The sequence below is a fragment of the Guptibacillus sedimenti genome (assembly GCF_028610665.1).
In the GTDB taxonomy this organism is placed as follows: Bacteria; Bacillota; Bacilli; order Bacillales; family Guptibacillaceae; genus Guptibacillus; species Guptibacillus sedimenti.
In genome coordinates, this window is record NZ_JAQQWV010000010.1 from 25,290 (window position 1) to 51,027 (window position 25,738).

Consider the following 25,738-nt stretch of genomic DNA (forward strand, 5'->3'; position numbering starts at 1 on the left):
TCAGACTATTTAAAAATCCTTAAGAAGTTTCGATCGAACTGAATCGAACCCATTTGTCTAATCTAACATAAAATCCAAATAAAAAACACCCGGAAAAATCCGGGTGTTTTAGTTAATCATAGAGATTACTCAGTGATTGTTGCTACAACGCCTGCGCCTACAGTACGTCCACCTTCACGGATAGAGAACTTAGTTCCATCTTCGATAGCGATTGGAGCGATAAGTTCAACTGTCATTTCGATGTTGTCTCCAGGCATAACCATTTCAACGCCTTCTGGAAGAGCGATTGTACCAGTTACATCAGTTGTACGGAAGTAGAACTGAGGACGGTAGTTAGCGAAGAATGGAGTGTGACGTCCACCCTCTTCTTTAGAAAGAACGTAAACTTCAGCTTGGAACTTAGTGTGAGCTTTTACAGTTCCTGGCTTAACAAGAACTTGTCCACGCTGAATGTCGTCGCGGGATACACCACGAAGAAGTGCACCAATGTTGTCACCAGCTTCAGCATAATCAAGAAGCTTACGGAACATCTCTACACCAGTAACTGTTGTCTTCTTGTTCTCTTCAGCAAGACCAAGAATTTCAACTTCGTCACCAACTTTGATTTGTCCACGCTCAACACGGCCTGTTGCTACAGTACCACGACCAGTGATTGAGAATACGTCCTCAACTGGCATCATGAATGGCTTGTCAGTGTCACGTGTTGGAGTTGGGATATACTCATCAACTGCATCCATAAGTTCGAAGATTTTCGCTTCGTAGTCAGCGTCGCCTTCTAGAGCTTTAAGTGCAGAACCTTTAATTACAGGAACATCGTCGCCATCGAAGTCGTATTCAGAAAGAAGATCACGAACTTCCATTTCAACTAGTTCAAGTAGTTCTTCGTCGTCAACCATGTCACACTTGTTCAAGAATACAACAAGAGTAGGTACACCAACTTGACGAGAAAGAAGGATGTGCTCACGAGTTTGTGGCATTGGGCCGTCAGCAGCAGAAACTACTAGGATTCCTCCGTCCATTTGTGCAGCACCAGTGATCATGTTTTTAACATAGTCAGCGTGACCTGGGCAGTCAACGTGTGCATAGTGACGGTTTTCAGTTTCGTACTCAACGTGTGCAGTTGAGATTGTGATTCCACGTTCGCGCTCTTCAGGAGCACCATCGATTTGGTCGTAAGCCATAGCAGTACCGCTACCAGAACGCTTGTGAAGCACTGAAGTGATCGCAGCTGTTAGAGTAGTTTTACCATGGTCAACGTGTCCAACTGTACCAATGTTAACGTGGGGCTTGGAGCGGTCGAATTTTTCTTTAGACATTAGTGTTTCCTCCTTTGATTACCAAGAAATTATCTATGCCAAGATAGGCGTATGAATAAATCAATCTCGCCTATCTTAGATTACAACAAAAGTTGGTTTGCTACAATTATTCGCCTGTAGCTTTTTTAATGATTTCTTCAGAAATTGATTTAGGCACTTGCTCGTAATGATCGAAAGTCATAGTGTAAGTACCACGACCTTGCGTACGAGAACGAAGTGTTGTTGCATAACCAAACATTTCTGATAGTGGAACGAATGCGTTGATAACTTGAGCGTTTCCGCGTGCAGTCATACCTTCAACACGTCCACGACGGCTAGTTACGTCGCCCATGATGTCTCCCATATATTCTTCTGGCACTACAACTTCAACTTTCATCATAGGCTCAAGAAGAGCTGGGTCACAGACAGTTTTAGCTTTTTTCAAAGCCATAGATGCCGCGATCTTAAATGCCATTTCGTTGGAGTCAACGTCATGGTAAGATCCATCAACAAGACGAGCTTTTACGTCGATTAGTGGATAGCCTGCAAGGAGACCATTAGCCATTGAATCGCGAAGACCCGCTTCAACTGCAGGGATGTATTCACGTGGAACAACACCACCGACAATTTTGTTTTCGAACTCAAATCCTGCGCCTTCTTCGTTAGGTTCAAATTCAACCCATACGTGTCCGAATTGTCCACGACCACCGGATTGACGTACGAATTTACCTTCAACCTTACCGGCTTTACGGATTGATTCGCGGTATGCAACCTGAGGTGCACCAACCGTTGCTTCAACTTTAAACTCACGACGTAAACGGTCAACGATGATATCAAGGTGAAGTTCACCCATTCCAGAAATAATCGTTTGTCCAGTTTCTTCGTTTGTTTCAGTTTTGAAAGTTGGATCCTCTTCAGCAAGCTTAGCTAGAGCTACGGACATTTTATCCTGGTCACTCTTAGTCTTCGGCTCGATTGCTACTGAAATAACCGGATCTGGGAAGTCCATAGATTCAAGGATAACTGTATCCTTTTCATCACATAGAGTATCACCAGTAGAAGTATCTTTCAAACCAACTGCCGCTGCAATATCCCCTGCATATACAGTAGAGATTTCTTCACGAGAGTTAGCGTGCATCTGAAGGATACGACCAACACGTTCACGCTTGTCTTTTGTCGAGTTCTTAACATAAGAACCAGAAGAAAGCGTTCCTGAGTAAACACGGAAGAATGTAAGCTTACCAACGTAAGGGTCAGTCATTACTTTAAATGCAAGTGCAGAGAAAGGACCATTATCGTCAGCAGTACGGATTACTTCTTCTTCAGAGTCTTTTAGATGACCTTTAATTGCTGGTACATCAAGTGGTGAAGGTAGGAAGTCAAGTACAGCATCAAGAACAAGCTGAACGCCTTTGTTCTTAAATGCAGAACCACAAAGTACAGGATAGAATTCAACGTTACAAGTTCCTTTACGGATTGCAGCTTTGATTTCTTCAACTGTTAGTTCTTCACCTTCAAGATATTTCATCATGAGGTCTTCTTCAAGCTCAGCGACAGCCTCGATAAGCTTCGTACGGTACTCTTCAGCTTGTTCCTTGTATTCAGCAGGAATTTCGCGTGATTCAGTACGTGAACCAAGATCATCAAGATAATAGAAAGCTTCCATTGTGATAAGATCAATGATTCCTTCGAATTCATCTTCAGCACCGATTGGGAGCTGAACAGGGTGCGCGTTAGCTTGTAGACGCTCATTTAGTGTACCTGTAGAGTAAAGGAAGTCTGCTCCTAGTTTATCCATTTTGTTAATGAATACAATACGAGGTACGCCGTAGTTAGTAGCTTGACGCCAAACAGTTTCTGTTTGTGGTTCAACACCAGATTGTGCATCAAGTACTGCAACTGCTCCATCCAATACACGCAATGAACGTTCAACTTCTACTGTGAAGTCTACGTGACCAGGCGTGTCAATGATGTTAACACGGTGATCTTTCCACTGGGCAGTGGTAGCAGCAGAAGTGATCGTGATTCCACGCTCTTGCTCCTGCTCCATCCAGTCCATCTGTGATCCACCTTCGTGAGTTTCACCAATTTTGTGGATACGCCCTGAGTAGAAAAGAATACGCTCAGTAGTTGTTGTTTTACCAGCATCGATGTGAGCCATGATACCGATATTACGTGTATCTCTTAAGGAGAATTCTCTTGCCATTAGTATTTCTCCTTCCTTTTATAAAGGGATTTGGGTTGTGTGCTGATTACCAGCGATAGTGAGCAAACGCTTTGTTTGCTTCAGCCATTTTGTGCTGTTCTTCACGCTTCTTAACAGAAGCACCTGTGTTGTTAGCTGCATCCATAATTTCGTTAGCAAGTCTTTCTACCATAGTCTTTTCACCGCGAAGACGGGAATAGTTCACAAGGTAACGAAGACCTAGAGTTGTACGGCGTTCTGGACGAACTTCAACCGGCACCTGGTAGTTTGCACCACCAACACGACGAGCGCGTACTTCAAGTACTGGCATAACGTTTTTCAACGCCTGGTCAAATACTTCCATAGCCTCTGTGTTTGTGCGTTCTTGGATAAGATCGAATGCTTTGTATAGCACCTGCTGAGCTTTACCTTTCTGACCGTCTACCATAAGGCGGTTGATCAGGCGAGTAACTAGCTTGGATTTGTAAATTGGATCTGGTAATACGTCACGACGTTCTACTGGACCTTTACGTGGCATGGGTTAACCCCCTTTCATTATTTAATAATATTATAGCTATTATTTCTTAGCTTCTTTCGGTCTCTTAGTACCGTATTTAGAACGACCTTGTCTACGATCGTTAACACCTGCAGTGTCAAGCGCACCACGAACGATGTGGTAACGTACACCCGGTAAATCCTTAACACGTCCTCCACGGATAAGCACGACACTGTGCTCCTGAAGGTTGTGCCCGATACCAGGGATATAAGCTGTTACTTCAATTCCATTAGTAAGACGAACACGAGCGTATTTACGCAATGCGGAGTTCGGCTTCTTAGGAGTCATCGTACCTACACGAGTACATACACCACGTTTTTGTGGAGATGAAAGGTCTGTATGAGACTTTTTGAAGCTGTTATACCCTTTGTTCAATGCTGGAGAATCGGATTTCTTTGTTTTAGAAACGCGACCTTTACGAACAAGTTGGTTAATAGTTGGCATTTTGTTTTCCTCCCTTCTTTTGTTAATAGCAAGCCCACACATCCAGGTGGTTCATGTATAGATAAAAGGAAAGTTTTTGCCTGGCAGGGCATGCCTCGCCCGGCAAAAACGGTTATGCTTTTATCGTAACTGTTGCAGCGCCGACTTCGATCCCGCATGCCTTACCAAGTTTCTTCATAGAATCAACTCGATGAACAGGTATGCTTTTCTCTTCGGCTAGTGCAACAACTTTAGAAGTTACCCTGCGATCAGCGTCGTCAGCAATGAAAACTTCCTTCGCTTCTCCAATCTGGAGGGCCTTTAGAGTTTGTTTCGTCCCAATAATTAATTCATCTGCCTGTGATACTTTTTCATAAGACACGAACATATCCTCCAAAGTAACAGGATTATCGGGAGCACCTTGGATATAATATCACCCTGCACTCCCGATGTCAACACTTCCCCTGTTTATTCTTGACTAACTAATGCAGTTTCTTCTTGTTCTAAAAGCTGTTCAGCCTCTTGAGCTTCGCCTGCTACGTTGATTCTACGGTAACGTTGCATACCAGTACCTGCCGGAACAAGTTTACCGATAATAACATTTTCCTTAAGACCAAGTAGCTCATCGCGCTTACCTTTTATAGCAGCATCAGTTAGGACACGAGTCGTTTCCTGGAAGGATGCAGCGGATAAGAATGATTCGGTTTCAAGAGATGCTTTAGTAATACCAAGAAGAACTGGTCGACCCGTTGCAGGCAAACCGCCTTGTCTAAGTACTTTACGGTTAACACCTTTAAACTGGTGAATGTCGATAAGGGATCCTGGCAACACTTCAGTATCGCCCGCATCAATAACGCGAATCTTACGCATCATCTGACGAACCATTACTTCAACGTGCTTATCACCAATTTCAACACCCTGCATACGGTATACCTTTTGTACCTCGGCTAGAAGATACTCTTGCACTCCATCAATACCGCTAATTGTTAAGAGTTGTTTAGGGTCAATCGAACCTTCTGTAAGAGGTTGACCAGCCTTTACTTCATCTCCGACAACAATTTTCAGACGTGCGCCATATGGTACAGGGTAGTTTCTTGTTTCAGTTTCACCTTGAACGACAATCTCTTTCTTCTCTTTAACCTCAGCTAAATCAATCACTTTTCCGTCTAGCTCAGACACTACGGCCTGACCTTTCGGGTTACGTGCTTCAAATAGCTCTTGGATACGTGGAAGACCTTGAGTGATATCGTCTCCGGCAACCCCACCTGTGTGGAATGTACGCATTGTCAACTGTGTACCCGGTTCACCAATTGATTGAGCAGCGATGATTCCGACCGCCTCACCAACTTCAACACGAGTACCTGTTGCAAGGTTACGTCCATAACACTTCTTACATACGCCATGACTTGTGCTACATGTGAAGGCAGAGCGGATATAAACATTTTCAATACCTGCTTCAACGATTTCAGTAGCAATGTCTTCTGTAATTAGGTTGTTTTTCTCAACAAGTACTTCATTTGTCTCAGGATGTCTAACTTTCTTAAAGGCAACACGGCCAACAAGTCGGTCATATAATCCCTCGATTAATTCATTGCCATTTTTAATGGCACTAACTTCAAGGCCACGATCCGTACCACAATCGTCTTCACGTACGATGACATCTTGTGCCACGTCAACAAGACGACGAGTAAGGTAACCTGAGTCAGCTGTTTTAAGTGCAGTATCGGCAAGACCTTTACGCGCACCGTGTGTTGAAATAAAGTACTCGAGTACCGTTAGACCTTCACGGAAGCTGGATTTGATTGGAAGTTCAATGATCTGTCCAGATGGGTTAGCCATCAATCCACGCATACCTGCGAGCTGAGTAAAGTTAGATGCGTTACCACGAGCACCAGAATCACTCATCATAAAGATTGGGTTATCTTTTTCGAGACGATTCATTAGTTTTTCCTGGATACGATCTTTTGCGCTACTCCAGATTGCAATAACACGATCATAACGCTCATCGTCGGTAATAAGACCACGACGGAATTGCTTAAGAACTTTTTCAACTTTTTCTTCTGCTTCTTGAACAATTTCTTGCTTCTCAGCAAGTACCACTACGTCAGCTACACCAACGGTAATACCGGCTTTAGTTGAAAACTTGAAGCCAAGATCTTTCATGCGGTCAAGCATGCGAGACGTTTCTGTCACTTTAAAACGCTTGAACACCTCAGCGATGATCTTACCAAGAATACCCTTCTTAAATGGTGCGATCAGTTCGCGCTGAGCAATTTCTTCTTTTACGTTCACTCCGTGAGGAAGGAAGTAATGCTCTGGTGTCGCAATTTCAAGGTTATTCGTCGTCGGTTCATTAATATATGGGAATGACTCCGGAAGAATTTCGTTGAAAATCAACTTACCTACCGTTGTCACAAGCAATTGCTTGTTCTGCTCTTCAGTAAAGGCAGATTTATTTAATGATGCAGCAGGGATCGCTACGCGAGAATGAAGATGTGCAAATCCATTCTGGTAAGCAATCAACGCTTCGTTAGTATCTTTATAAACAGAGCCTTCACCAATTGCTCCTTCACGTTCCATCGTTAGGTAGTAGTTACCTAGAACCATATCCTGTGATGGTGTAACAACTGGTTTACCATCTTTCGGGTTAAGGATGTTTTGCGCAGCAAGCATTAAGATGCGCGCTTCAGCTTGTGCTTCAGCAGAGAGCGGCACGTGAACGGCCATTTGGTCACCATCAAAGTCAGCGTTATAAGCTGTACATACGAGTGGGTGAAGACGAATCGCGCGTCCTTCTACAAGAATTGGTTCAAACGCCTGAATACCAAGTCTGTGAAGCGTCGGTGCACGGTTTAAAAGAACTGGATGTTCTTTAATTACGTTTTCCAATACGTCCCAAACTTCAGGGTGGACTTTTTCTACTTTGCGTTTCGCGCTCTTAATATTGTGTGCAAGACCTTTTGATACAAGCTCTTTCATTACGAAAGGTTTGAATAATTCAAGTGCCATTTCTTTCGGAAGTCCACACTGATACATTTTCAAGTGAGGTCCAACGACGATAACGGAACGACCTGAATAGTCAACACGCTTACCTAGTAGGTTTTGACGGAAACGACCTTGCTTCCCTTTCAACATGTGTGAAAGAGATTTCAACGGACGGTTACCAGGACCTGTTACAGGACGACCGCGACGGCCGTTATCAATGAGGGCGTCGACAGCTTCTTGAAGCATACGCTTCTCATTCTGAACGATAATACTAGGTGCTCCAAGATCCAACAAACGCTTCAAACGATTATTACGGTTAATGACGCGACGATACAGATCGTTTAGGTCTGAAGTTGCAAAGCGTCCACCGTCTAGTTGTACCATCGGACGAAGCTCTGGCGGAATAACCGGAAGAACATCTAAGATCATCCATGAAGGGTTATTTCCTGAGCCACGGAAAGCCTCAAGTACTTCTAGGCGCTTGATTGCACGCGTTCTACGTTGACCTTGTGCTGTTTTAAGCTCTTCTTTAAGAATATCTACCTCTTTGTCAAGATCGATATCAAATAGAAGTCTGCGGATTGCCTCCGCACCCATTTCTGCAGAGAATGTTTTGCCATACTTTTCACGGTATGCGCGGTATTCTTTCTCAGAAAGAAGTTGTTTCTTCTCAAGCGGCGTGTCACCAGCTTCAGTTACAACGTAAGAAGCAAAGTAAATGACTTCTTCAAGTGCACGTGGCGACATGTCGAGAACAAGTCCCATACGACTTGGAATGCCTTTAAAGTACCAGATGTGAGAGACAGGAGCAGCTAGCTCAATGTGCCCCATTCTCTCACGACGGACTTTCGCACGTGTTACTTCAACTCCGCAACGGTCACAAACGACGCCTTTATAACGGATACGCTTGTACTTCCCACAATGACATTCCCAGTCTTTTGTGGGTCCGAAGATACGCTCACAGAAAAGTCCATCTTTCTCTGGCTTCAAGGTACGGTAGTTAATGGTTTCTGGCTTCTTAACTTCTCCTCTTGACCAAGAGCGGATTTTATCCGGTGACGCCAGACCGATTTTCATATACTCAAATTTATTGACATCTATCAAGGGGCCTACCTCCCTTTAGAATTCAGGTTTAACCCTTACTCACTCGCCTGATTTGACCCAACATTCAAGTTTAATTTCTCACTGGATTGATCTTCTTCATCGTCTAACTCTTTCATCTCAATCTCTTGCTCATCACTTGCTAGCATTTTGACATCCATACCAAGTGATTGCAGTTCTTTGATTAGAACTTTAAACGATTCTGGAATACCAGGCTCAGGAACATTTTCGCCTTTTACGATTGCTTCGTAAGTTTTAACACGTCCAACAACATCATCCGACTTTACAGTCAAAATCTCTTGAAGGGTGTATGCAGCACCATATGCTTCGAGTGCCCATACTTCCATCTCACCGAAACGCTGTCCACCGAATTGTGCTTTACCACCAAGCGGTTGCTGTGTAACAAGTGAATATGGTCCAGTAGAACGTGCGTGAAGCTTGTCATCGACCATGTGAGCAAGTTTGATCATATACATGACACCGACAGAAATACGGTTGTCAAATGGTTCACCTGTACGACCATCGTAGAGAACAGTCTTACCATCACGTGGCATACCTGCTTCTTCTAACGTTTCCCATACATCTTCCTCACGTGCTCCATCAAATACTGGTGTTGCTACGTGAATACCGAGTGCACGTGCTGCCATACCGATGTGCAACTCTAGCACCTGTCCAATGTTCATACGTGAAGGAACACCTAGTGGGTTCAACATGATATCGATTGGTGTGCCGTCTGGTAGGTAAGGCATGTCTTCTTCAGGAAGAATCCTTGAAATAACACCTTTGTTACCATGGCGACCCGCCATTTTATCTCCTTCATGAATCTTACGCTTCTGTACAATATAAACACGAACAAGTTGATTTACTCCCGGTGGAAGCTCATCGCCGTCTTCACGGTTAAAGATCTTCACGTCAAGTACAATTCCATCTCCACCATGCGGTACACGGAGAGATGTATCACGAACTTCACGAGCTTTTTCTCCGAAGATAGCATGAAGGAGACGCTCTTCCGCTGTTAGCTCAGTTACACCTTTTGGCGTCACTTTACCGACAAGGATATCTCCGTCTTTAACTTCAGCACCCATGCGAATAATTCCGCGTTCATCAAGGTTACGCAGCGCGTCTTCCCCAACGTTCGGAATGTCACGAGTGATCTCTTCAGGTCCAAGCTTTGTATCGCGAGCTTCTGATTCATACTCTTCGATATGGATTGACGTATAAACGTCATCTTTTACGAGACGTTCGCTCATAATAATAGCATCCTCGTAGTTGTAACCTTCCCAAGTCATGAAACCGACTAGAACGTTACGTCCAAGGGCCATTTCACCTTTTTCCATTGAAGGGCCGTCGCCAAGGATTTCACCTTTAACTACGCGATCGCCTTCTGAAACTATTGGCTTTTGGTTATAGCACGTTCCTTGGTTGGAACGAATGAATTTAAGCAATTTGTAGCGGTCAAGATCACCTTTAACTTCCTGGCCATCAATGACTGAAATACGACGGACATGAATTTCTGCAGCAGATGCAAACTCGACTAAACCGTCATGTTTACAAATAACAGCAGCACCGGAATCTTTTCCGTTAACATGCTCCATACCTGTTCCGACAATTGGTGCTTCAGGAACCATCAATGGTACAGCTTGACGCTGCATGTTCGCACCCATAAGCGCACGGTTGGAGTCATCGTTCTCAAGGAACGGAATACAAGCCGTTGCGGCCGAAACTACCTGTTTCGGTGATACGTCCATATAATCAATCTTTTCACGGGCGATGATAATGTTCTCGTCACGGAAACGAGCAACAATATCTTCGTCCTGGAATGAACCATCCTCGTGCAGCTTTGCGTTAGCCTGTGCCACAACGTAGTTATCCTGTTCATCGGCAGTTAGGTAGTCAATATACTCCGTCACTTTACCTGTTTCAGGGTCCACTCTGCGATAAGGCGTCTCAATAAAGCCGAATTTATTAACTCTTGCATAAGAAGACAACGAGTTAATAAGTCCAATGTTTGGTCCCTCCGGCGTTTCGATCGGACACATTCTACCATAGTGAGAATAGTGCACGTCACGAACTTCAAACCCTGCACGCTCACGTGTTAAACCACCTGGTCCAAGAGCAGATAAACGACGCTTGTGAGTTAGCTCAGCTAGCGGGTTAGTCTGGTCCATGAACTGGGATAGCTGTGAGCTACCAAAGAATTCTTTAATCGATGCAATAACAGGACGAATGTTAATTAGCGCCTGTGGCGTGATAACGTTCGTATCCTGAATTGACATACGTTCACGAACAACACGTTCCATACGGGATAAACCGATTCGGAATTGGTTCTGAAGAAGTTCACCAACAGAACGCAGACGACGGTTACCAAGATGGTCAATGTCATCTGTGTTTCCTACTTGATGTAGAAGGTTAAAGAAGTAGTTAATAGAAGAAATGATATCGCCAGGTGTGATGTTTTTCACGCCTGTTTCAACTCCACCATTCCCGATTACATTAATAACTCTTTCTCCTTCAGGATCATCAGGAGCATAAACTTTGATTGATTGCAGACCGATTGACTCATCTTCAATCACGCCACCATGAGGCTCAACATCTTTAAAGCCGACGTTTGTCTCAAGGGCAGGAAGAATTCTGTCAAGTAAGCGACGATCAAGAATCGCACCTTCTTCGGCAATCACTTCGCCTGTTTCAGGATCAACAAGTGTCTCTGCAAGACGTTGATTGAATAGACGATTTTTAATGTGAAGCTTCTTGTTAATCTTGTAACGTCCTACGTTTGCAAGATCATAGCGCTTTGGATCAAAAAAGCGGGAATCAAGTAAGCTTTTGGCGTTGTCGACAGTCGGAGGCTCGCCAGGACGTAAGCGTTCGTAGATTTCTAGAAGCGCTTTTTCTGTGCCGTCCGTGTTGTCTTTTTCCAGGGTATTGCGAAGATACTCATCTTCACCTAGGAGATCTATGATTTCTTGATCAGACCCAAACCCTAACGCTCTGAGCAGCACCGTAATTGGTAGCTTTCTAGTACGATCAATTCGCACATAGACAATATCTTTGGCATCAGTTTCAAATTCCAGCCATGCTCCTCGGTTTGGAATGACAGTAGCTGTATATCCTTTTTTGCCGTTCTTATCGATCTTTTCACTATAGTAGACACTTGGAGAACGCACGAGCTGAGATACGATTACGCGTTCTGCCCCATTAATTATAAACGTACCTGTTTCAGTCATTAATGGGAAGTCACCCATGAACACTTCCTGTTCCTTTACTTCGCCTGTTTCTTTGTTGATCAAGCGTACTTTAACTCGTAAAGGTGCAGAATAGGTTACATCTCGCTCTTTGGTTTCTTCCACGGGATACTTAGGTTCACCGAGGCTGTAATCAATAAATTCCAGCACAAGATTACCTGTGAAATCTTCGATTGGAGAAATATCCTGGAACATTTCTCGTAAACCCTCATCAAGAAACCATTGATAAGAAGCCGTTTGAATCTCAATTAGATTTGGCAAATCCAACACTTCTTTGATTCGCGCGTAGCTTCTTCTTTGGCGGTGGCGTCCATACTGAACTAGTTGGCCTGTCAAATGATTCACCCCTCAAATCCAGCGTATTTATTTTCTTAGCCCAATTAGATTCTGTTAATTCGAATCTATCGTTGGACAAAAAAAGAAAAAGGGCATTGATAAAAAATTCCCCTTAACTATAAACGATTATATTAGTTTTTCCAGACGACGGCATTTTATACCTCTTTGCACACGAATGCGAAAAAGGCCTGGAAAATCCATCATTGGCATTATATTATATTAGCATAGGCCGTCCATGAAGTCAAAGGATAATTTCATAATTTACTTGACTGCTTTAAGAATATAGTATCCTTTCTTTTTCACGACAGTCTCTACTTGTTCGAACATTTCTTCTAGCTTAGCGATTGCTGAGGGAGCACCCTGTTTCTTTTGAATAACAACCCAAAGCGTACCATGTTCTTTCAATACTTCATAAGCATCTTCAAGTATGCCATGAACTATATCTTTCCCTGCTCGTATAGGTGGATTTGTAAGGACGGAAGCGAACATGCTACCCTTCACCGCACTTAACTGATCACTCTCCATAACTATTACATTATGAACCCGATTTTTAATTGCGTTGTTCGTCGCAAGCTTAGTGGCCCGCTCATTTACGTCAAGCATATAAAAACGGCGATTCGGAAATTCAGAAGCAAGCGATATACCAATTGGCCCATAGCCACATCCAGCATCTACAATATCCCCTTCAACTTCAGGTTCTTCAAATGATTCGATTAGAAGCTTACTCCCAAAATCGATCTCTTTTTTTGAAAAAACACCGGAATCGGTCGTGAACTGGAACTGTTTCCCTCGCAATTCCGCTGCAATTTTGTTTGGGTTGCTTTTCACGCCAGGGTTTTTCGTATAATAATGTTCACTCATCATTCTCCCTCTTTCTATCGCCATTTCTACCAGCTTATCCAACCTTACTAGCAGCTTAATCATTAGCGCCAAATAACAAAAAGCTCGCTTTTAAAAGCGAGCTTTTGTTTCAGACAAATGACTACTTAACTTCTACTACTGCGCCAACTTCTTCAAGCTTGCCTTTAAGCTCTTCAGCTTCTTCTTTAGCAACGCCTTCTTTAATAGAGCTTGGAGCGCCGTCAACTAGTTCTTTAGCTTCTTTCAAGCCAAGACCAGTGATTTCGCGAACTACTTTGATAACCTTGATCTTGCTGCTTCCAGCACTTTCAAGAACTACATCAAATTCAGTTTGCTCTTCAGCAGCACCTTCTGCTGCGCCACCTGCTGCTGCTACTGGAGCTGCTGCAGTTACACCAAATTCTTCTTCGATTGCTTTAACTAGGTCGTTAAGCTCAAGAACTGTCATTTCTTTGATTGCTTCAATGATTTGCTCGTTACCCATGAGTAAATCCTCCTTAATTTTTGTTTTATTTATACCAATTGATAGACGGTAATGTTACGCGCCTTGTTCTTCCTTTTGATCAGCCACAGCTTTTGTAGCAAGTGCCATATTGCGCATCGGTGCTTGTAGCACAGATAGCAACATAGAAAGTAGTCCGTCGCGGTTTGGTAGGTCCGCAAGTTCTTTGATCTTTTCTACTGATACAACGCCACCTTCGATTACACCAGTCTTGATTTCAAGAGCTTCGTGATTCTTAGCGAAGTTGTTCAAAATTTTAGCAGGAGCAACAACATCTTCATTGCTGAACGCGATTGCCGTAGGACCGACAAGGTGTTCATTCAAATCAGTAAGTTCAAGCTCTTCTGCAGCGCGACGAGTCATTGTGTTCTTGTAAACACGGAACTCAACGTTTGCATCACGCAATTGCTTACGAAGCTCAGTTACTTCAGAAACATCAAGTCCGCGATAATCAACAAAAATTGTTGATTGGCTATCACGTAGTTTGTCTGCGATTTCCGTAACTAGTTGCTTCTTCTGTTCAACTATACTGCTCATAGTTCCACCTCCTAAAGAAATGTATCTATACCGCCCTGGAATATGAGGTCATATAAAAAACCTTCACATCCGAAGACATGAAGGCTTTACGATTACATACGTATCGAATCACTTCACACCTCGGCAGGATATTAAGTGCAATCGCACTCCTGCTGTCTACGGTACAGAAAGTATTAATTTATCAAACAACATTTACAAGTATATTTAATAGCTACGCAAATGTCAACAGCTAAATTTATTAGCGGTAAGTTGATGCGTTAACTTTAACACCAGGTCCCATAGTAGATGTAACCGAAATGTTTTTAAGGTACGTACCTTTTGCTGCTGCAGGCTTAACTTTCACAAGTGTTTCTACAAGTGTGTTTAAGTTTTCTACAAGCTTGTCAGCTTCGAATGATACTTTACCGATCGGTGCATGGACGTTACCAGCACGGTCAACACGGTACTCTACTTTACCAGCTTTGATTTCGTTAACTGCCTTTTCAACATCGAACGTTACCGTTCCAGTTTTCGGGTTTGGCATTAAGCCTTTTGGTCCAAGAACACGACCAAGCTTACCAACTTCGCCCATCATATCTGGAGTTGCAACGATTACGTCAAACTCAAACCAACCTTCGTTGATTTTAGCGATGTAATCAGCTTCTCCAACATAGTCAGCACCAGCTGCTTCAGCCGCTTTCGCTTTTTCGCCTTTTGCGAAAACAAGAACGCGTTGAGTTTTACCAGTTCCGTTTGGAAGTACAACCGCGCCACGAACCTGCTGGTCGTTTTTCTTAGGGTCTACTCCAAGACGAATTGCTGCTTCAACTGTTCCATCAAAGTTTCCTACAGAAGTCTTTTTAACAAGTTCAACTGCTTCTTGAGGCTCATAGAAAGTTGTACGTTCAACTAGCTTGGCAGCCTCCTGGTATTTCTTACCTCTTTTTGCCATTTTGTGTTCCTCCTTGAATGTGGTTTAGCGGATTAACCTCCCACTATTTATGATGTCAAAATGTGACATCATAATAAAAGTTGCGAACCTGTATAACACAGGCAGGAATCCCTTTTAATCGCAACGGCTTGTGTAACATTAATCTTCGATCGTAATTCCCATGCTACGTGCAGTACCTTCAACCATACGCATTGCAGAATCTACATTCGCTGCGTTAAGGTCTGGCATTTTTGTTTCAGCGATTTCACGCACTTTATCACGCTTCACAGTCGCAACTTTGTTGCGGTTTGGTTCACCAGAACCTGACTCAATCCCTGCTGCTTTCTTAAGAAGAACTGCAGCTGGTGGAGTTTTAGTGATAAATGTAAATGAACGGTCTTCAAAAACCGTGATTTCTACTGGAATGATCATACCAGCCTGGTCAGAAGTACGAGCATTAAACTCTTTACAGAATCCCATAATGTTAACTCCAGCTTGACCTAGTGCAGGTCCTACTGGTGGTGCAGGATTCGCCTTCCCAGCCGGGATTTGCAATTTAACAACCTTGATTACCTTTTTAGCCACGCGACACACCTCCTTAAGTCCGTGATGTGGTATTTGGGTGTTTGCACCCTCCCACCTTATATATCAATTGAATGTCTCGATTAGTATGAGACTCATGAAACATTAAAATTCTATCATTAATCGAAAAGTTAAGCAAGGACTTTTCGATTAGAACTTTTCAACTTGCCCGAAATTAAGTTCTACAGGGGTTTCTCTGCCGAACATATTTACGTGAACTTTCACTTTGCCTTTATCCATGTCGATCCCTTCAACAGAACCTACGAAATCAGCAAACGGACCTTCTTTAACTTTGACTTTCTCTTTAAGTTCAAAGTCTACATCAGCTTTAGGCTGCTCCATTCCCATTTGCTTAAGAAGGGATTCTACTTCTTCCGGTAGCAAAGCAGTCGGCTTCGATCCAGCGCCACTTGATCCTACGAACCCAGTAACACCAGGCGTGTTTCGGACAACATACCATGAATCATCCGTCATGACCATTTCTGTAATAACATAGCCAGGAAAGACCTTTTTCATAACAGTCTTTTTCTTACCATTTTTCTCTTCTGTCTCTTCTTCTACAGGGACGAGAACACGAAAGATCTTATCCGTCATGCCCATTGTCTCAACCCTTTTTTCGAGGTTGGTCTTTACTTTGTTTTCATACCCAGAATACGTATGAACAACATACCATCTTTTTTCCATATATGCAGGACTGTGTCCTTCCCTCCCCAACTCATTTACTCTCTCATTCTAACCTTGAGAATGAATTTTTATAACGTTCTATCCTAAAATGAGGCGGATTATTGAGGAAATACCCTGGTCAATTAACGCAAAGAATACAGCTATAAAAATAACTGTTGTAACAGTTACGATTGTATAGCGAGTCAATTCCTTACGCGTTGGCCAGCTTACCCGCTTCATTTCACTTGCGACATTACGAAAGAACTTACCAGAACGTTGAACAATACTTGCCATTACTTGTTACCCCCAATTAATCTGGCGGAAAACTCCCCCGAGAATCTATTTTGTCGTTTGCCTCAAATAGCAAACACCCTGCGAGGCATTACTTTGTTTCACGATGCACAGTATGAGCATCGCAGTATTTGCAATACTTCTTAACTTCGATGCGGGCCGGGCTTGTCTGTGAGTTTTTCATAGTTGTATAGTTTCGGCTATTGCATTGAACACATGCTAGTACTGCCTTTTTACGCATAATGACACCTTCCTAAGCCGCGCAGTAGTGAAGTTTGTATTTATATTAGCTTTCTTATATCAAAAAAGAGCAAAATAAAAAAACGTTCAGCTACCCTGTGACGTTCTTACAAACCTAACAAAAAATTGACATTCTTACTTTTATCACTTTATCATAGCCCGTTTCGGCATGTCAATAAAGGCCAAGAGAGGCTAACACAGAAAGAGAGTAGGGACCTCGCCCTACTCTCTCCCAATATTTCTAATAGGTTTGTCCATATTAAAGGCTGACTTCCCGCAGTTCTAGATAACGCTCTAACTTACGTTTCACCCGCTGTAGAGCGTTATCAATTGACTTAACGTGTCGATTTAAATCAACCGATATTTCTTGATAAGAACGTCCATCGAGATAAAGCATAAGCACTTTTCTCTCTAAATCGCTTAAAATTTCAGACATTTTAAGTTCGATGTCATCAAATTCTTCCTGATTAATAATCAATTCTTCAGGATCTGTCACTTTGGTTCCGCATATGACGTCTAGCAATGTCCGATCTGACTCTTCATCATAGATTGGCTTATCAAGTGATACGTAAGAATTCAGCGGAATATGCTTTTGTCTTGTGGCGGTTTTAATAGCTGTAATCATCTGCCGGGTGATGCACAGTTCGGCAAACGCTTTAAAAGATGAGAACTTGTCCCCTCTAAAATCACGAATTGCTTTGTACAGACCGATCATTCCTTCTTGGATGATGTCTTCGCGATCTGCTCCAATGAGAAAATATGACCTCGCTTTAGCGCGTACGAAATTTTTGTACTTCGTAATCAAATGTTCCAACGCTCTACTGTGACCTTCATGAACCATGATGACGAGCAGTTCATCATCAAGTTGATCGAATGCTACGTGTTCCAGGTGTCTTGGGTCTACTGACTGTTGTTCTTGATTTACCGTGCTTTCTTTGAGGTCTACTGTACTCAATATGCGTTCCCCCCGACCAGTACGCTATATAGAAATATTATACAGTACGTGTCGAAAAATCGTCAACCGCTTATTTACCACCTCTTCGCCATTTTTCAAATATTTCGCTAATTTCTTCTGATAAATGCAGGCCTGGCGAACGGTTTCTCCGATTTTCAGTGTGGACACTTTTTTCGATCCCTTTTTCAATTCCCTGCATTTCATTGTAAAGCTCACGGGCTGATTTCCTTAAGGCTCCCTGTCCAAAAATGGCCCATTGCTCGGTATAATCTGACGTTGCAACATGAATTTGGGTGCGTATTCCTTTGAGTTCTCTTGCCATCTTCTCAATCCGCTCATCCGCTGTCTCATTTTCCCTCGTATAGATCACTTCGACTCGATACTGACTATGACGTTTTTCAATACCGGGGGAGAGGTGAGCGTCAAAAACGACGATCACCCGATATCCGGTATAAGCTTGATACTCGGCCATTTTCTCGATCAATAGCTCACGAGCCTTACTAAAGTCACTTTCTTTCAACGATCTTAATTCCGGCCACGCCCCGATTATGTTGTATCCATCAACTAACAGCACGTCCATGTTTTACTCCCCCAGAGGATGACGTTGTCGATAAACCTCATACATCATTAATCCTGCGGCAACCGAAGCATTGAGCGAGGTTACTTTTCCAGCCATTGGAAGGCTTACTAGGAAGTCGCATTTATCTTTAATCAGACGACCCATTCCCTTTCCTTCACTTCCAATAACAAGTCCAATTCCCATGTCATAATCCGCCTGGCGATAATCTTGTCCACCTTGCGCATCTGTACCCACAAACCAGATCCCCCGCTCCTTTAAATCATCCATCGTTCTAGCAAGGTTCGTTACGCGTGCAACAGGAATATACTCTATAGCTCCTGTTGAGGATTTAGCTACTGTAGATGTTAAGCCAACCGCTCTCCTTTTCGGAATAATAACGCCATGCGCTCCTGCTGAATCAGCTGTTCTTAAGATAGAACCGAGGTTATGAGGATCTTCAATCTCATCTAATAGTAGGAAAAAAGGTGCTTCTCCTGACTCTTCGGCTTTTTTGAATAAATCGTCCAGGTCAGCGTATTCATAAGCAGCGATAGAAGCGACTACGCCCTGGTGGTTACTTTCGCCAGATAATTGTTCAAGCTTTCGCTTAGGTACAAACTGAACCAGCACATTTTGCTCTTTGGCTTTTTGTATCAAATTTTGAAGGGGGCCTTTTTGAGACCCTTCATTAATCCAAATCTTGTTGATTTCATGTCCTGATCGCAGCGCTTCAAGAACAGAGTTCCGTCCTACAATAAATTCTTTATCCATCTCACTTCACTTCTTTCTTCGGTTGTTCTACAAATTCAAAAAGCTTCTCCAAAAGTTCATCGACTCTTCGTTCATTTCCCTGTAGGTAGTGGTAACCAAACAACGCTTCAAGAGCAGTCGAATATTTGTACGTACTTACACTCGTATTCTTAGGTACCGTTCCTGATTTTGCATTACGTCCTCTGCGGACAACACCAGCTTCCTCTTCCGATAACCACTCTTGCTTCAGTACGTGGTGAAGAAAAGCAGCCTGCGCTTTAGCAGAAACGTACGTTGTTGCTGTGCGGTGCAGCTGATTCGGGCGAATGTGCCCAAGAGATAACAACCGCTTCCGCACATTAATCTCAATGACAGAGTCACCCATATACGCAAGCGCAAGAGAATTTAATTGCTTTACATCAATTTCCTTCATAGGCTACATCCTTTTCCAGCGAACGCCCTGAGGAGTATCCTCAAGAAGTATTCCCTGCTCTTTCAATTCATCGCGAATTTCGTCTGCTCTACTGAAATTACGCTGTATTCTAGCTTCATTTCGTTCTTCAATCAGCTGGTCAATATCTTCATCTAAAAGTGCCTTTTCCTGTTTAAAGGTAATACCAAGAACTGACCCAAAATCAGCAAAACGTTCCATAAATTGTTCAAGTACTTCCTTGGAAGAATTCGTTCCTTGGAGGTATAGATTTGCTTCTTTTGAGAGTTCAAATAAAATGGAAATCGCATTAGCTGTATTAAAATCATCGTCCATCTCTGTTACAAAGCGCTTTCGATAGTCCTCAATTTTCTCTTTCCAGTCCTGAATATCTTCAGCAAGATCTGCGCTATTTAACAGGCGGTGCTCTAAGTTCTCCACTGTATCCTTAATGCGATCCAACCCTGTTTTTGCACTTGCTAAAAGTTCATGATCGAAGTTAATGGGATTGCGATAATGAACAGACAACATAAAGAATCGAATGGCTTCAGGATCATGTTGTTTTATCAAATCATGAACGAGCACAAAATTACCGAGTGATTTGGACATTTTCTCGTTATTAATATTGATATACCCATTATGCAGCCAGTAATTCGCAAAAGGATGACCCGTTAAGGCTTCAGTTTGCGCCACTTCGTTCTCATGGTGTGGGAATGCAAGGTCTTTTCCGCCGGCATGAATATCAATCGTATCTCCTAAATATTTCTTCGCCATTGCAGAGCATTCAATATGCCAGCCTGGTCGACCATTTCCCCACGGACTTGCCCAGGAGATCTCACCTTCTTTAGCCGCTTTCCACAAAGTAAAATCAAGCGGATCTTCTTTCTTTTCACCAACTACAATACGAGATCCCAACTTAAGTTCATCAATGGATTGATGAGATAACTTTCCATACCCTTCGAATTGACGTGTTCTAAAATACACATCACCTTCAGATTCGTAGGCGTAATTCTTTTCAATAAGAGCGGTGATAAAATCGATAATTTCTTGCATGTTTTCCGTTACCCTTGGATGTTCATCCGCTTTTTTAACACCTAGTGCTCCCGTATCCTCATGATAAGCTGCGATAAAACGCTCAGCGACATTTGGCACCTCGTCACCTAATTCTTTCGCTGCACGGATTAACTTATCATCGACATCCGTAAAGTTGGAAACATACTGGACATCATAATCTCGATACTCAAGATAACGACGAACAACATCAAAGACGATAGCCGGTCGAGCGTTACCAATGTGTATATAGTTATAAACAGTAGGACCGCACACGTACATCCTTACTTTTCCTTCTTCAATGGGTTGAAATGTTTCTTTCTTCTGCGTCAATGTGTTATATAGCTTAATCGCCATCGTTTTCACTCCTCTTTCGTAACGTTCGAACTTCTTCTTGTAAGTCACGCATTTCTTGTTCCATTTGTTTAAATTTATCAGCTACAGGGTCAGGCATTTTATGATGATCTAAATGATGAGGTACCTTAACACCATTTTGGATAACGACTCTTCCAGGAATACCGACAACCGTAGAATTGATTGGAACATCCTGCAGTACAACTGATCCGGCTCCTACTTTTGAATTTTCTCCAATCGTTATGGATCCAAGTACTTTTGCTCCAGTGGCAACGAGCGTATTGTCTTCAAGGGTTGGATGACGTTTACCTTTTTCTTTTCCAGTACCACCGAGGGTAACTCCTTGAAACAGTGTTACATTATTTCCAATTTCACACGTTTCTCCTATTACAACGCCCATACCATGGTCGATAAAACAACGTTCCCCAATTGTTGCGCCTGGATGAATTTCAATACCTGTGAAAAAGCGGCTTATTTGCGAAACAGCTCTTGCAAGGAAGAAGAATTTCTTTTTCCAAAACCAGTGTGCAACGCGATGAGACCAGATCGCATGAAGCCCCGCATAAGTTAAAATAACTTCAAAATAACTTCTCGCTGCAGGATCTTGATCAAATACGACATCAATATCCTGCTTCAACGTCTTCCACATGTGTTCACCCCTCTCCTCATACTCCCATAAGGTTAAATTGAAATTTCCACTGTCTAGGTAAGTCCGTGGACTAAAAAAAGGCGTCTCTGTGTGATGTTTTCATCACACAGAGACGCCTTTCGCGTGGTTCCACTCTGCTTCGAACATTTCCAAGAAATGCTCCTATCACCGATAACGGGGGCACCGCTCCTAACTAATCACCATGCTGGCTTTCGAAAGAAGACTCAGAGGGGCATTTCAATGAGTGAATTCTTAAGCTGCTTTCAGCCGCAGACAGCTCTCTCTATAAAGAATTACACTGATTTACTTTTCCTCTTCAACGTTAGTAGACATCTATATCGTTTATGCTTTACTCATCGCAAGAACTTGATTCAAACGGGCATTAACTGCATCTCTTCCAAGCAAGGCAATCGCCTGCGGAAGTTCAGGGCCGTGCGTTTCACCTGTCGTAGCAACACGAATCGGCATAAATAGTTTTTTTCCTTTGTGACCAGTTGCCTTTTGAGTAGCCTTGATCGCTGATTTAATAGCCGCTGGCTCGAATTCTTCAACTTCCTTCAGTTGATCTAAAAAGCCTTGCATCACTTCAGGAATTTGTTCTTCATTTAACACTGTCATTGCTTCTTCATTATACTGAATTTCTTGCTTAAAGAACAACTCAGTAAGCTCAACAATTTCTCTGCCGTAATGAAGCTGCTCTTGATAGAGAGCAATCAATTCTTTAGCCCATTCTTTTTGCTCATCTGTCATTTCAAGCGGGAATCTTCCTGCTTCAACAAGGTGTGGAAGCGCAAGTTCCACTACTCGCTCAAGACTCGACTGTTTAATATATTGATTATTCATCCAGTAAAGTTTTTGTGAATCAAAAACCGCTGGAGAAGTAGATAAGCGTTCTGGATCAAAGATCTCAACCAGCTGTTCTTTTGTAAATAGTTCCTCTTCTCCTTTAGGAGACCAACCAAGAAGAGTAACAAAGTTAAATAACGCTTCTGGAAGGAAACCTAAGTCATGATACTGTTCAATGTATTGCACGATTGACTTATCTCGCTTACTAAGTTTTTTCTTTTGATCATTAACGATCAGGGTCATATGGCCGAATTTAGGTGGTTCAAAGCCAAATGCTTCGTAAATCATCAGCTGTTTCGGTGTGTTTGAAATGTGATCATCTCCACGTAAAACGTGAGAAATTTTCATATGATAGTCATCTAGCGCCACCGCATAGTTGTAAGTAGGAATACCATTTTTCTTAACAATAACAAAGTCGCCAATTCCATTAGATTCAAAAGATACGCGGTCTTTTACAATATCATCAAATGCATATTCTTTGTCGCGCGGAACAGCAAAACGGATGCTCGGCTCTCTACCTTCTGCTTCTAGTTTCTCACGCTGATCTTGAGTTAGGTGTCGGCATTTCCCAGAGTATCGAGGCATTTCTCCACGTGCGCGCTGTGCTTCACGCTCCGCTTCTAGCTCATCTTCTGTACAATAACATTTATATGCGAGATCTTTTTCCAATAGCTCTTTCGTGTGCTCAGTATAAATGTCAAGACGCTCCATTTGAGTATATGGACCGTACTCGCCCTCTTTATCAATACTTTCATCCCAATCCATGCCAAGCCACTTTAAGTAATCAAGCTGATTCTCAACGCCGCCTTCTACATTACGAGATTGATCCGTATCTTCAATGCGAATAATAAACTTACCGCCTTGATTTCTAGCAAATAAATAATTAAATAACGCCGTTCTGGCATTCCCAATATGTAAATAACCCGTTGGGCTCGGGGCATAACGTACACGTACTTCATTTCCCATTCTATCCACCACCATTAGTTATTATCTTCAACTGTCTTATTATTTTACCATTAGAGTCAAATTATCGGTCAAGCTTTTTGAAGCAACACAATTACTTCAGCCGCAATTCCTTCTCCTCTACCCGTAAAGCCTAGCTTCTCAGAAGTTGTTGCCTTCACATTCACCTGACTTATGTCTGCCTCAAGTAATTCAGCAATCACTTCACGCATCGCTGAAATGTGAGGCGCCATTTTCGGAAGCTGAGCAATAATCGTACCATCCACGTTTCCTAGTACAAATCCCTTTTCTTTTACAATGCCATACACATGACGAAGGAGTTCCTTGGAATCAGCATCTTTAAATGCCTCATCTGTATCCGGAAAATGCTTCCCTATATCGCCTTCTCCAATTGCACCCAGACAAGCATCTGCAACGGAATGAAGAAGAACGTCGGCATCGGAATGTCCAAGTAAACCCTTCTCAAACGGAATTGTCACTCCTCCAATAATACACGGACGTCCTTCTACTAATTTATGTACATCAAAACCATGCCCTACTCGCATCAAATGCCACTCTCCTTCTTCTCTCGCAATATCGCTCTAGCAAAGATTAAGTCTTCAGGTGTTGTTAATTTCACGTTCCAATAGTCACCCTCAATAACATGCACCGCTTGTCCATTCATTTCTACTAGACTTGCATCATCGGTTCCAATCACGTCATTCTCTTCCGCCCATTGATGGACATCCTTAATCACAGATAGACGAAAAGCCTGTGGCGTTTGAACAGCCCACAAGCTTGAGCGATCAATTGTTCTCTTTACTTGTAATTGATCTACCTGCTTCACTGTATCTTTAACCGGAACAGCGACAATAGCTCCGTCATAATTCGCTGCTGCCAGCGCCACTTTGTTTGCAACTTCATGTGAAAAAAACGGTCGCGCTCCGTCGTGAATTAACACGATCTTTTCTCCCTGCAAGGCTTTTAGCCCTTCATAAACACTTTGTTGCCGCTCACGCCCACCTGTTACTACGTGACTTACTTTCGTTAAACCATATTCTTCGATAAGTGACCGAAAGTCGTCGTGCTCCCGCTCATTAATAGCAAGCACAATTTCTTCACACTGTGGATCACTTTGAAAAACCGACATCGTATGAACGATAATCGGTTTTCCTTCAAGCATAATAAATTGTTTGTTTTTTCCCGCGTTCATCCGTTTACCTTGACCAGCCGCAGGAATGACTACTGAATACTTCAAAGCTAGAACCCCCGTTGTCTATCGCTTAAAGTGCTTTCTCAAGTAGCTTGGGCTTCGCAAATATCATTCGCCCTGCTGATGTTTGCAACACGCTCGTTACAAGAACATCAATCGTTTTGCCTATATAGTTTCTACCTTCTTCTACAACAATCATTGTACCATCATCTAGATACGCAACGCCCTGATTGTATTCTTTTCCATCTTTTATAACTTGCACATTAAGCTCTTCCCCAGGAAGCACTACCGGCTTAACCGCATTGGCTAAATCATTGATATTCAAAACTTGAACTTTTTGCAGTTCGCATACTTTGTTTAAGTTAAAATCGTTTGTAACAACCATGCCATTGACAAGCTTGGCGAGCTTCACAAGTTTACTATCTACTTCTTGAATTTCTTCAAAATCACCTTCATAGATTTCAACGTTTATTTCTAGTTCTTTTTGTATTTTGTTCAAAATATCAAGGCCACGACGACCTCGATTACGTTTTAAAACGTCTGACGAGTCAGCAATATGTTGAAGTTCCTCAAGGACAAATTGGGGAATGACTAATGTGCCTTCAAGAAACCCAGTCTGACATATGTCCGCAATTCTTCCATCAATAATGACACTTGTATCAAGGATCTTTAATTTAGATGATCCAGAATCAATCTCATCCTCATCCGAATCTTTTTTCTTATCCTTGCCTTTGGTGTTGGAGAAAAGGTTAATAAGCTCATCGCGCTTTTTAAACCCAACCTGGAATCCAAAATACCCTAAAAGGATCGTAATGAAAATCGGCAGAATGTTACTAACAACCGGAAAGTTAATCTCAGCCAGAGGTACAGTTAGTAAAAATGCAATTATAAGTCCAATAATCAGTCCAATTGCCCCAAATAGTACGTCTCCAACAGGTGCTTTAACTACCTTTTCTTCAATAATTCGAATAAAATCCACAATATAATCTGTTATCCAAAATGTTGCTAGAAAGAACAGTACCGCTCCAATGACAGCACCTGCATAAGAGTTGCTAAAAACTGATGGAAGATCCCCTATATTGAGTAATTGTATTAAATCTGGTAAGTATACTAATCCCAGTGCTCCGCCTAAAATGATAAAAAACAACTGTACAATCCACTTTATCATTGACGTTTTCACCTCCTTTTAACATTATAAACAATTTCTCAAAATTGAAACGTCATTCCTTGAAGTTTACGAATTTTATAGTATGATTATAGGTTGGCTTGCATGACTAT

Annotated in this window: 25 protein-coding genes and 2 other annotated features; all 25 genes read right to left on the reverse strand. The window is 42.5% G+C overall.

The genetic code is table 11. The annotated features are described in order from the left end of the window. Nucleotides 1-125: 125 nt before the first annotated feature. Nucleotides 126-1,316 carry an elongation factor Tu gene (tuf, locus tag PQ578_RS20985; protein WP_098445972.1) on the reverse strand — a complete coding sequence of 397 codons (1,191 nt, stop codon included), beginning with the start codon at nt 1,314-1,316 and terminating at the stop codon, nt 126-128. 106 nt (nt 1,317-1,422) lie between these two features. After that, on the reverse strand, nt 1,423-3,501 hold the full coding sequence (gene fusA / locus PQ578_RS20990) for an elongation factor G (protein WP_159780817.1): 2,079 nt from the start codon (nt 3,499-3,501) through the stop codon (nt 1,423-1,425). Nucleotides 3,502-3,547: 46 nt separating this feature from the next. Next, entirely contained in the window at nt 3,548-4,018 is a 471-nt protein-coding gene (gene rpsG / locus PQ578_RS20995; protein ID WP_098445970.1) for a 30S ribosomal protein S7, read from the reverse strand. 39 nt (nt 4,019-4,057) lie between these two features. Beyond that, nucleotides 4,058-4,480, reverse strand: a complete 423-nt coding sequence (gene rpsL / locus PQ578_RS21000; protein ID WP_048313317.1) for a 30S ribosomal protein S12 — start codon at nt 4,478-4,480, stop codon at nt 4,058-4,060. A gap of 112 nt (nt 4,481-4,592) precedes the next feature. Continuing rightward, nucleotides 4,593-4,841: a 50S ribosomal protein L7ae-like protein gene (locus tag PQ578_RS21005; protein ID WP_098445969.1), complete on the reverse strand. Its 249-nt coding sequence runs from the start codon at nt 4,839-4,841 to the stop codon at nt 4,593-4,595. Nucleotides 4,842-4,927: 86 nt separating this feature from the next. After that, complete coding sequence (gene rpoC / locus PQ578_RS21010; RefSeq protein ID WP_098445968.1) at nt 4,928-8,548, reverse strand: DNA-directed RNA polymerase subunit beta'; 3,621 nt, start codon at nt 8,546-8,548, stop codon at nt 4,928-4,930. Between the two features lie 35 nt (nt 8,549-8,583). Beyond that, nucleotides 8,584-12,126 (reverse strand): DNA-directed RNA polymerase subunit beta, encoded by a 3,543-nt coding sequence (gene rpoB, locus PQ578_RS21015; protein ID WP_098445967.1) that lies wholly within the window; start codon nt 12,124-12,126, stop codon nt 8,584-8,586. A gap of 261 nt (nt 12,127-12,387) precedes the next feature. Then, entirely contained in the window at nt 12,388-12,987 is a 600-nt protein-coding gene (locus tag PQ578_RS21020; protein WP_273837041.1) for a class I SAM-dependent methyltransferase, read from the reverse strand. A 121-nt stretch (nt 12,988-13,108) separates the two neighbouring features. Further along, entirely contained in the window at nt 13,109-13,471 is a 363-nt protein-coding gene (gene rplL / locus PQ578_RS21025; protein ID WP_098445965.1) for a 50S ribosomal protein L7/L12, read from the reverse strand. A gap of 54 nt (nt 13,472-13,525) precedes the next feature. After that, nucleotides 13,526-14,026 carry a 50S ribosomal protein L10 gene (gene rplJ, locus PQ578_RS21030; protein ID WP_160921565.1) on the reverse strand — a complete coding sequence of 167 codons (501 nt, stop codon included), beginning with the start codon at nt 14,024-14,026 and terminating at the stop codon, nt 13,526-13,528. A gap of 45 nt (nt 14,027-14,071) precedes the next feature. After that, nucleotides 14,072-14,206 (reverse strand) — a sequence feature (ribosomal protein L10 leader region). A gap of 58 nt (nt 14,207-14,264) precedes the next feature. Next, entirely contained in the window at nt 14,265-14,957 is a 693-nt protein-coding gene (gene rplA / locus PQ578_RS21035) for a 50S ribosomal protein L1 (RefSeq protein WP_159780815.1), read from the reverse strand. Nucleotides 14,958-15,095: 138 nt separating this feature from the next. Beyond that, nucleotides 15,096-15,521 carry a 50S ribosomal protein L11 gene (rplK, locus tag PQ578_RS21040; RefSeq protein ID WP_048313309.1) on the reverse strand — a complete coding sequence of 142 codons (426 nt, stop codon included), beginning with the start codon at nt 15,519-15,521 and terminating at the stop codon, nt 15,096-15,098. A gap of 147 nt (nt 15,522-15,668) precedes the next feature. Further along, complete coding sequence (gene nusG / locus PQ578_RS21045; protein ID WP_098445962.1) at nt 15,669-16,202, reverse strand: transcription termination/antitermination protein NusG; 534 nt, start codon at nt 16,200-16,202, stop codon at nt 15,669-15,671. Between the two features lie 78 nt (nt 16,203-16,280). After that, a complete protein-coding gene (gene secE, locus PQ578_RS21050; RefSeq protein WP_098445961.1) occupies nt 16,281-16,475 on the reverse strand; it encodes a preprotein translocase subunit SecE in 195 nt (64 codons plus the stop codon). Nucleotides 16,476-16,563: 88 nt separating this feature from the next. Then, nucleotides 16,564-16,713, reverse strand: a complete 150-nt coding sequence (gene rpmG / locus PQ578_RS21055; protein ID WP_098445960.1) for a 50S ribosomal protein L33 — start codon at nt 16,711-16,713, stop codon at nt 16,564-16,566. 258 nt (nt 16,714-16,971) lie between these two features. Then, on the reverse strand, nt 16,972-17,601 hold the full coding sequence (gene sigH / locus PQ578_RS21060; protein WP_098446597.1) for an RNA polymerase sporulation sigma factor SigH: 630 nt from the start codon (nt 17,599-17,601) through the stop codon (nt 16,972-16,974). 136 nt (nt 17,602-17,737) lie between these two features. Further along, nucleotides 17,738-18,247, reverse strand: coding sequence for an NYN domain-containing protein (locus PQ578_RS21065; protein WP_273837046.1), 510 nt, complete (start codon nt 18,245-18,247; stop codon nt 17,738-17,740). Between the two features lie 3 nt (nt 18,248-18,250). Further along, entirely contained in the window at nt 18,251-18,997 is a 747-nt protein-coding gene (gene rlmB / locus PQ578_RS21070) for a 23S rRNA (guanosine(2251)-2'-O)-methyltransferase RlmB (protein WP_273837047.1), read from the reverse strand. A 1-nt stretch (nt 18,998) separates the two neighbouring features. Then, nucleotides 18,999-19,409: a Mini-ribonuclease 3 gene (locus PQ578_RS21075; RefSeq protein WP_160921567.1), complete on the reverse strand. Its 411-nt coding sequence runs from the start codon at nt 19,407-19,409 to the stop codon at nt 18,999-19,001. Between the two features lie 3 nt (nt 19,410-19,412). Continuing rightward, a complete protein-coding gene (gene cysS / locus PQ578_RS21080) occupies nt 19,413-20,813 on the reverse strand; it encodes a cysteine--tRNA ligase (RefSeq protein WP_273837048.1) in 1,401 nt (466 codons plus the stop codon). Continuing rightward, a complete protein-coding gene (gene cysE / locus PQ578_RS21085) occupies nt 20,803-21,459 on the reverse strand; it encodes a serine O-acetyltransferase (protein WP_273837049.1) in 657 nt (218 codons plus the stop codon). Before cysE ends, cysS begins: the two co-directional genes overlap by 11 nt. Before the next feature lie 105 nt (nt 21,460-21,564). After that, nucleotides 21,565-21,788, reverse strand: a binding site (T-box leader). Nucleotides 21,789-21,801: 13 nt separating this feature from the next. After that, complete coding sequence (gene gltX, locus PQ578_RS21090; RefSeq protein ID WP_160921573.1) at nt 21,802-23,271, reverse strand: glutamate--tRNA ligase; 1,470 nt, start codon at nt 23,269-23,271, stop codon at nt 21,802-21,804. A gap of 68 nt (nt 23,272-23,339) precedes the next feature. Next, on the reverse strand, nt 23,340-23,816 hold the full coding sequence (ispF, locus tag PQ578_RS21095; protein ID WP_273837050.1) for a 2-C-methyl-D-erythritol 2,4-cyclodiphosphate synthase: 477 nt from the start codon (nt 23,814-23,816) through the stop codon (nt 23,340-23,342). Beyond that, complete coding sequence (gene ispD, locus PQ578_RS21100) at nt 23,813-24,505, reverse strand: 2-C-methyl-D-erythritol 4-phosphate cytidylyltransferase (protein ID WP_273837052.1); 693 nt, start codon at nt 24,503-24,505, stop codon at nt 23,813-23,815. Before ispD ends, ispF begins: the two co-directional genes overlap by 4 nt. A gap of 25 nt (nt 24,506-24,530) precedes the next feature. After that, complete coding sequence (locus tag PQ578_RS21105; protein WP_273837053.1) at nt 24,531-25,628, reverse strand: PIN/TRAM domain-containing protein; 1,098 nt, start codon at nt 25,626-25,628, stop codon at nt 24,531-24,533. Nucleotides 25,629-25,738 lie beyond the last annotated feature (110 nt).

Coding starts and splice junctions, on each gene's coding strand:
- tuf (WP_098445972.1), bottom strand. CDS start 1,316: ATGTCTAAAGAAAAATTCGACCGCTCCAAGCCCCACGTTAACATTGGT.
- fusA (WP_159780817.1), bottom strand. CDS start 3,501: ATGGCAAGAGAATTCTCCTTAAGAGATACACGTAATATCGGTATCATG.
- rpsG (WP_098445970.1), bottom strand. CDS start 4,018: ATGCCACGTAAAGGTCCAGTAGAACGTCGTGACGTATTACCAGATCCA.
- rpsL (WP_048313317.1), bottom strand. CDS start 4,480: ATGCCAACTATTAACCAACTTGTTCGTAAAGGTCGCGTTTCTAAAACA.
- PQ578_RS21020 (WP_273837041.1), bottom strand. CDS start 12,987: ATGAGTGAACATTATTATACGAAAAACCCTGGCGTGAAAAGCAACCCA.
- rplL (WP_098445965.1), bottom strand. CDS start 13,471: ATGGGTAACGAGCAAATCATTGAAGCAATCAAAGAAATGACAGTTCTT.
- rplJ (WP_160921565.1), bottom strand. CDS start 14,026: ATGAGCAGTATAGTTGAACAGAAGAAGCAACTAGTTACGGAAATCGCA.
- rplA (WP_159780815.1), bottom strand. CDS start 14,957: ATGGCAAAAAGAGGTAAGAAATACCAGGAGGCTGCCAAGCTAGTTGAA.
- nusG (WP_098445962.1), bottom strand. CDS start 16,202: ATGGAAAAAAGATGGTATGTTGTTCATACGTATTCTGGGTATGAAAAC.
- secE (WP_098445961.1), bottom strand. CDS start 16,475: ATGGCAAGTATTGTTCAACGTTCTGGTAAGTTCTTTCGTAATGTCGCA.
- rpmG (WP_098445960.1), bottom strand. CDS start 16,713: ATGCGTAAAAAGGCAGTACTAGCATGTGTTCAATGCAATAGCCGAAAC.
- PQ578_RS21065 (WP_273837046.1), bottom strand. CDS start 18,247: ATGGACGTGCTGTTAGTTGATGGATACAACATAATCGGGGCGTGGCCG.
- rlmB (WP_273837047.1), bottom strand. CDS start 18,997: ATGGATAAAGAATTTATTGTAGGACGGAACTCTGTTCTTGAAGCGCTG.
- PQ578_RS21075 (WP_160921567.1), bottom strand. CDS start 19,409: ATGAAGGAAATTGATGTAAAGCAATTAAATTCTCTTGCGCTTGCGTAT.
- cysS (WP_273837048.1), bottom strand. CDS start 20,813: ATGGCGATTAAGCTATATAACACATTGACGCAGAAGAAAGAAACATTT.
- cysE (WP_273837049.1), bottom strand. CDS start 21,459: ATGTGGAAGACGTTGAAGCAGGATATTGATGTCGTATTTGATCAAGAT.
- gltX (WP_160921573.1), bottom strand. CDS start 23,271: ATGGGAAATGAAGTACGTGTACGTTATGCCCCGAGCCCAACGGGTTAT.
- PQ578_RS21105 (WP_273837053.1), bottom strand. CDS start 25,628: ATGATAAAGTGGATTGTACAGTTGTTTTTTATCATTTTAGGCGGAGCA.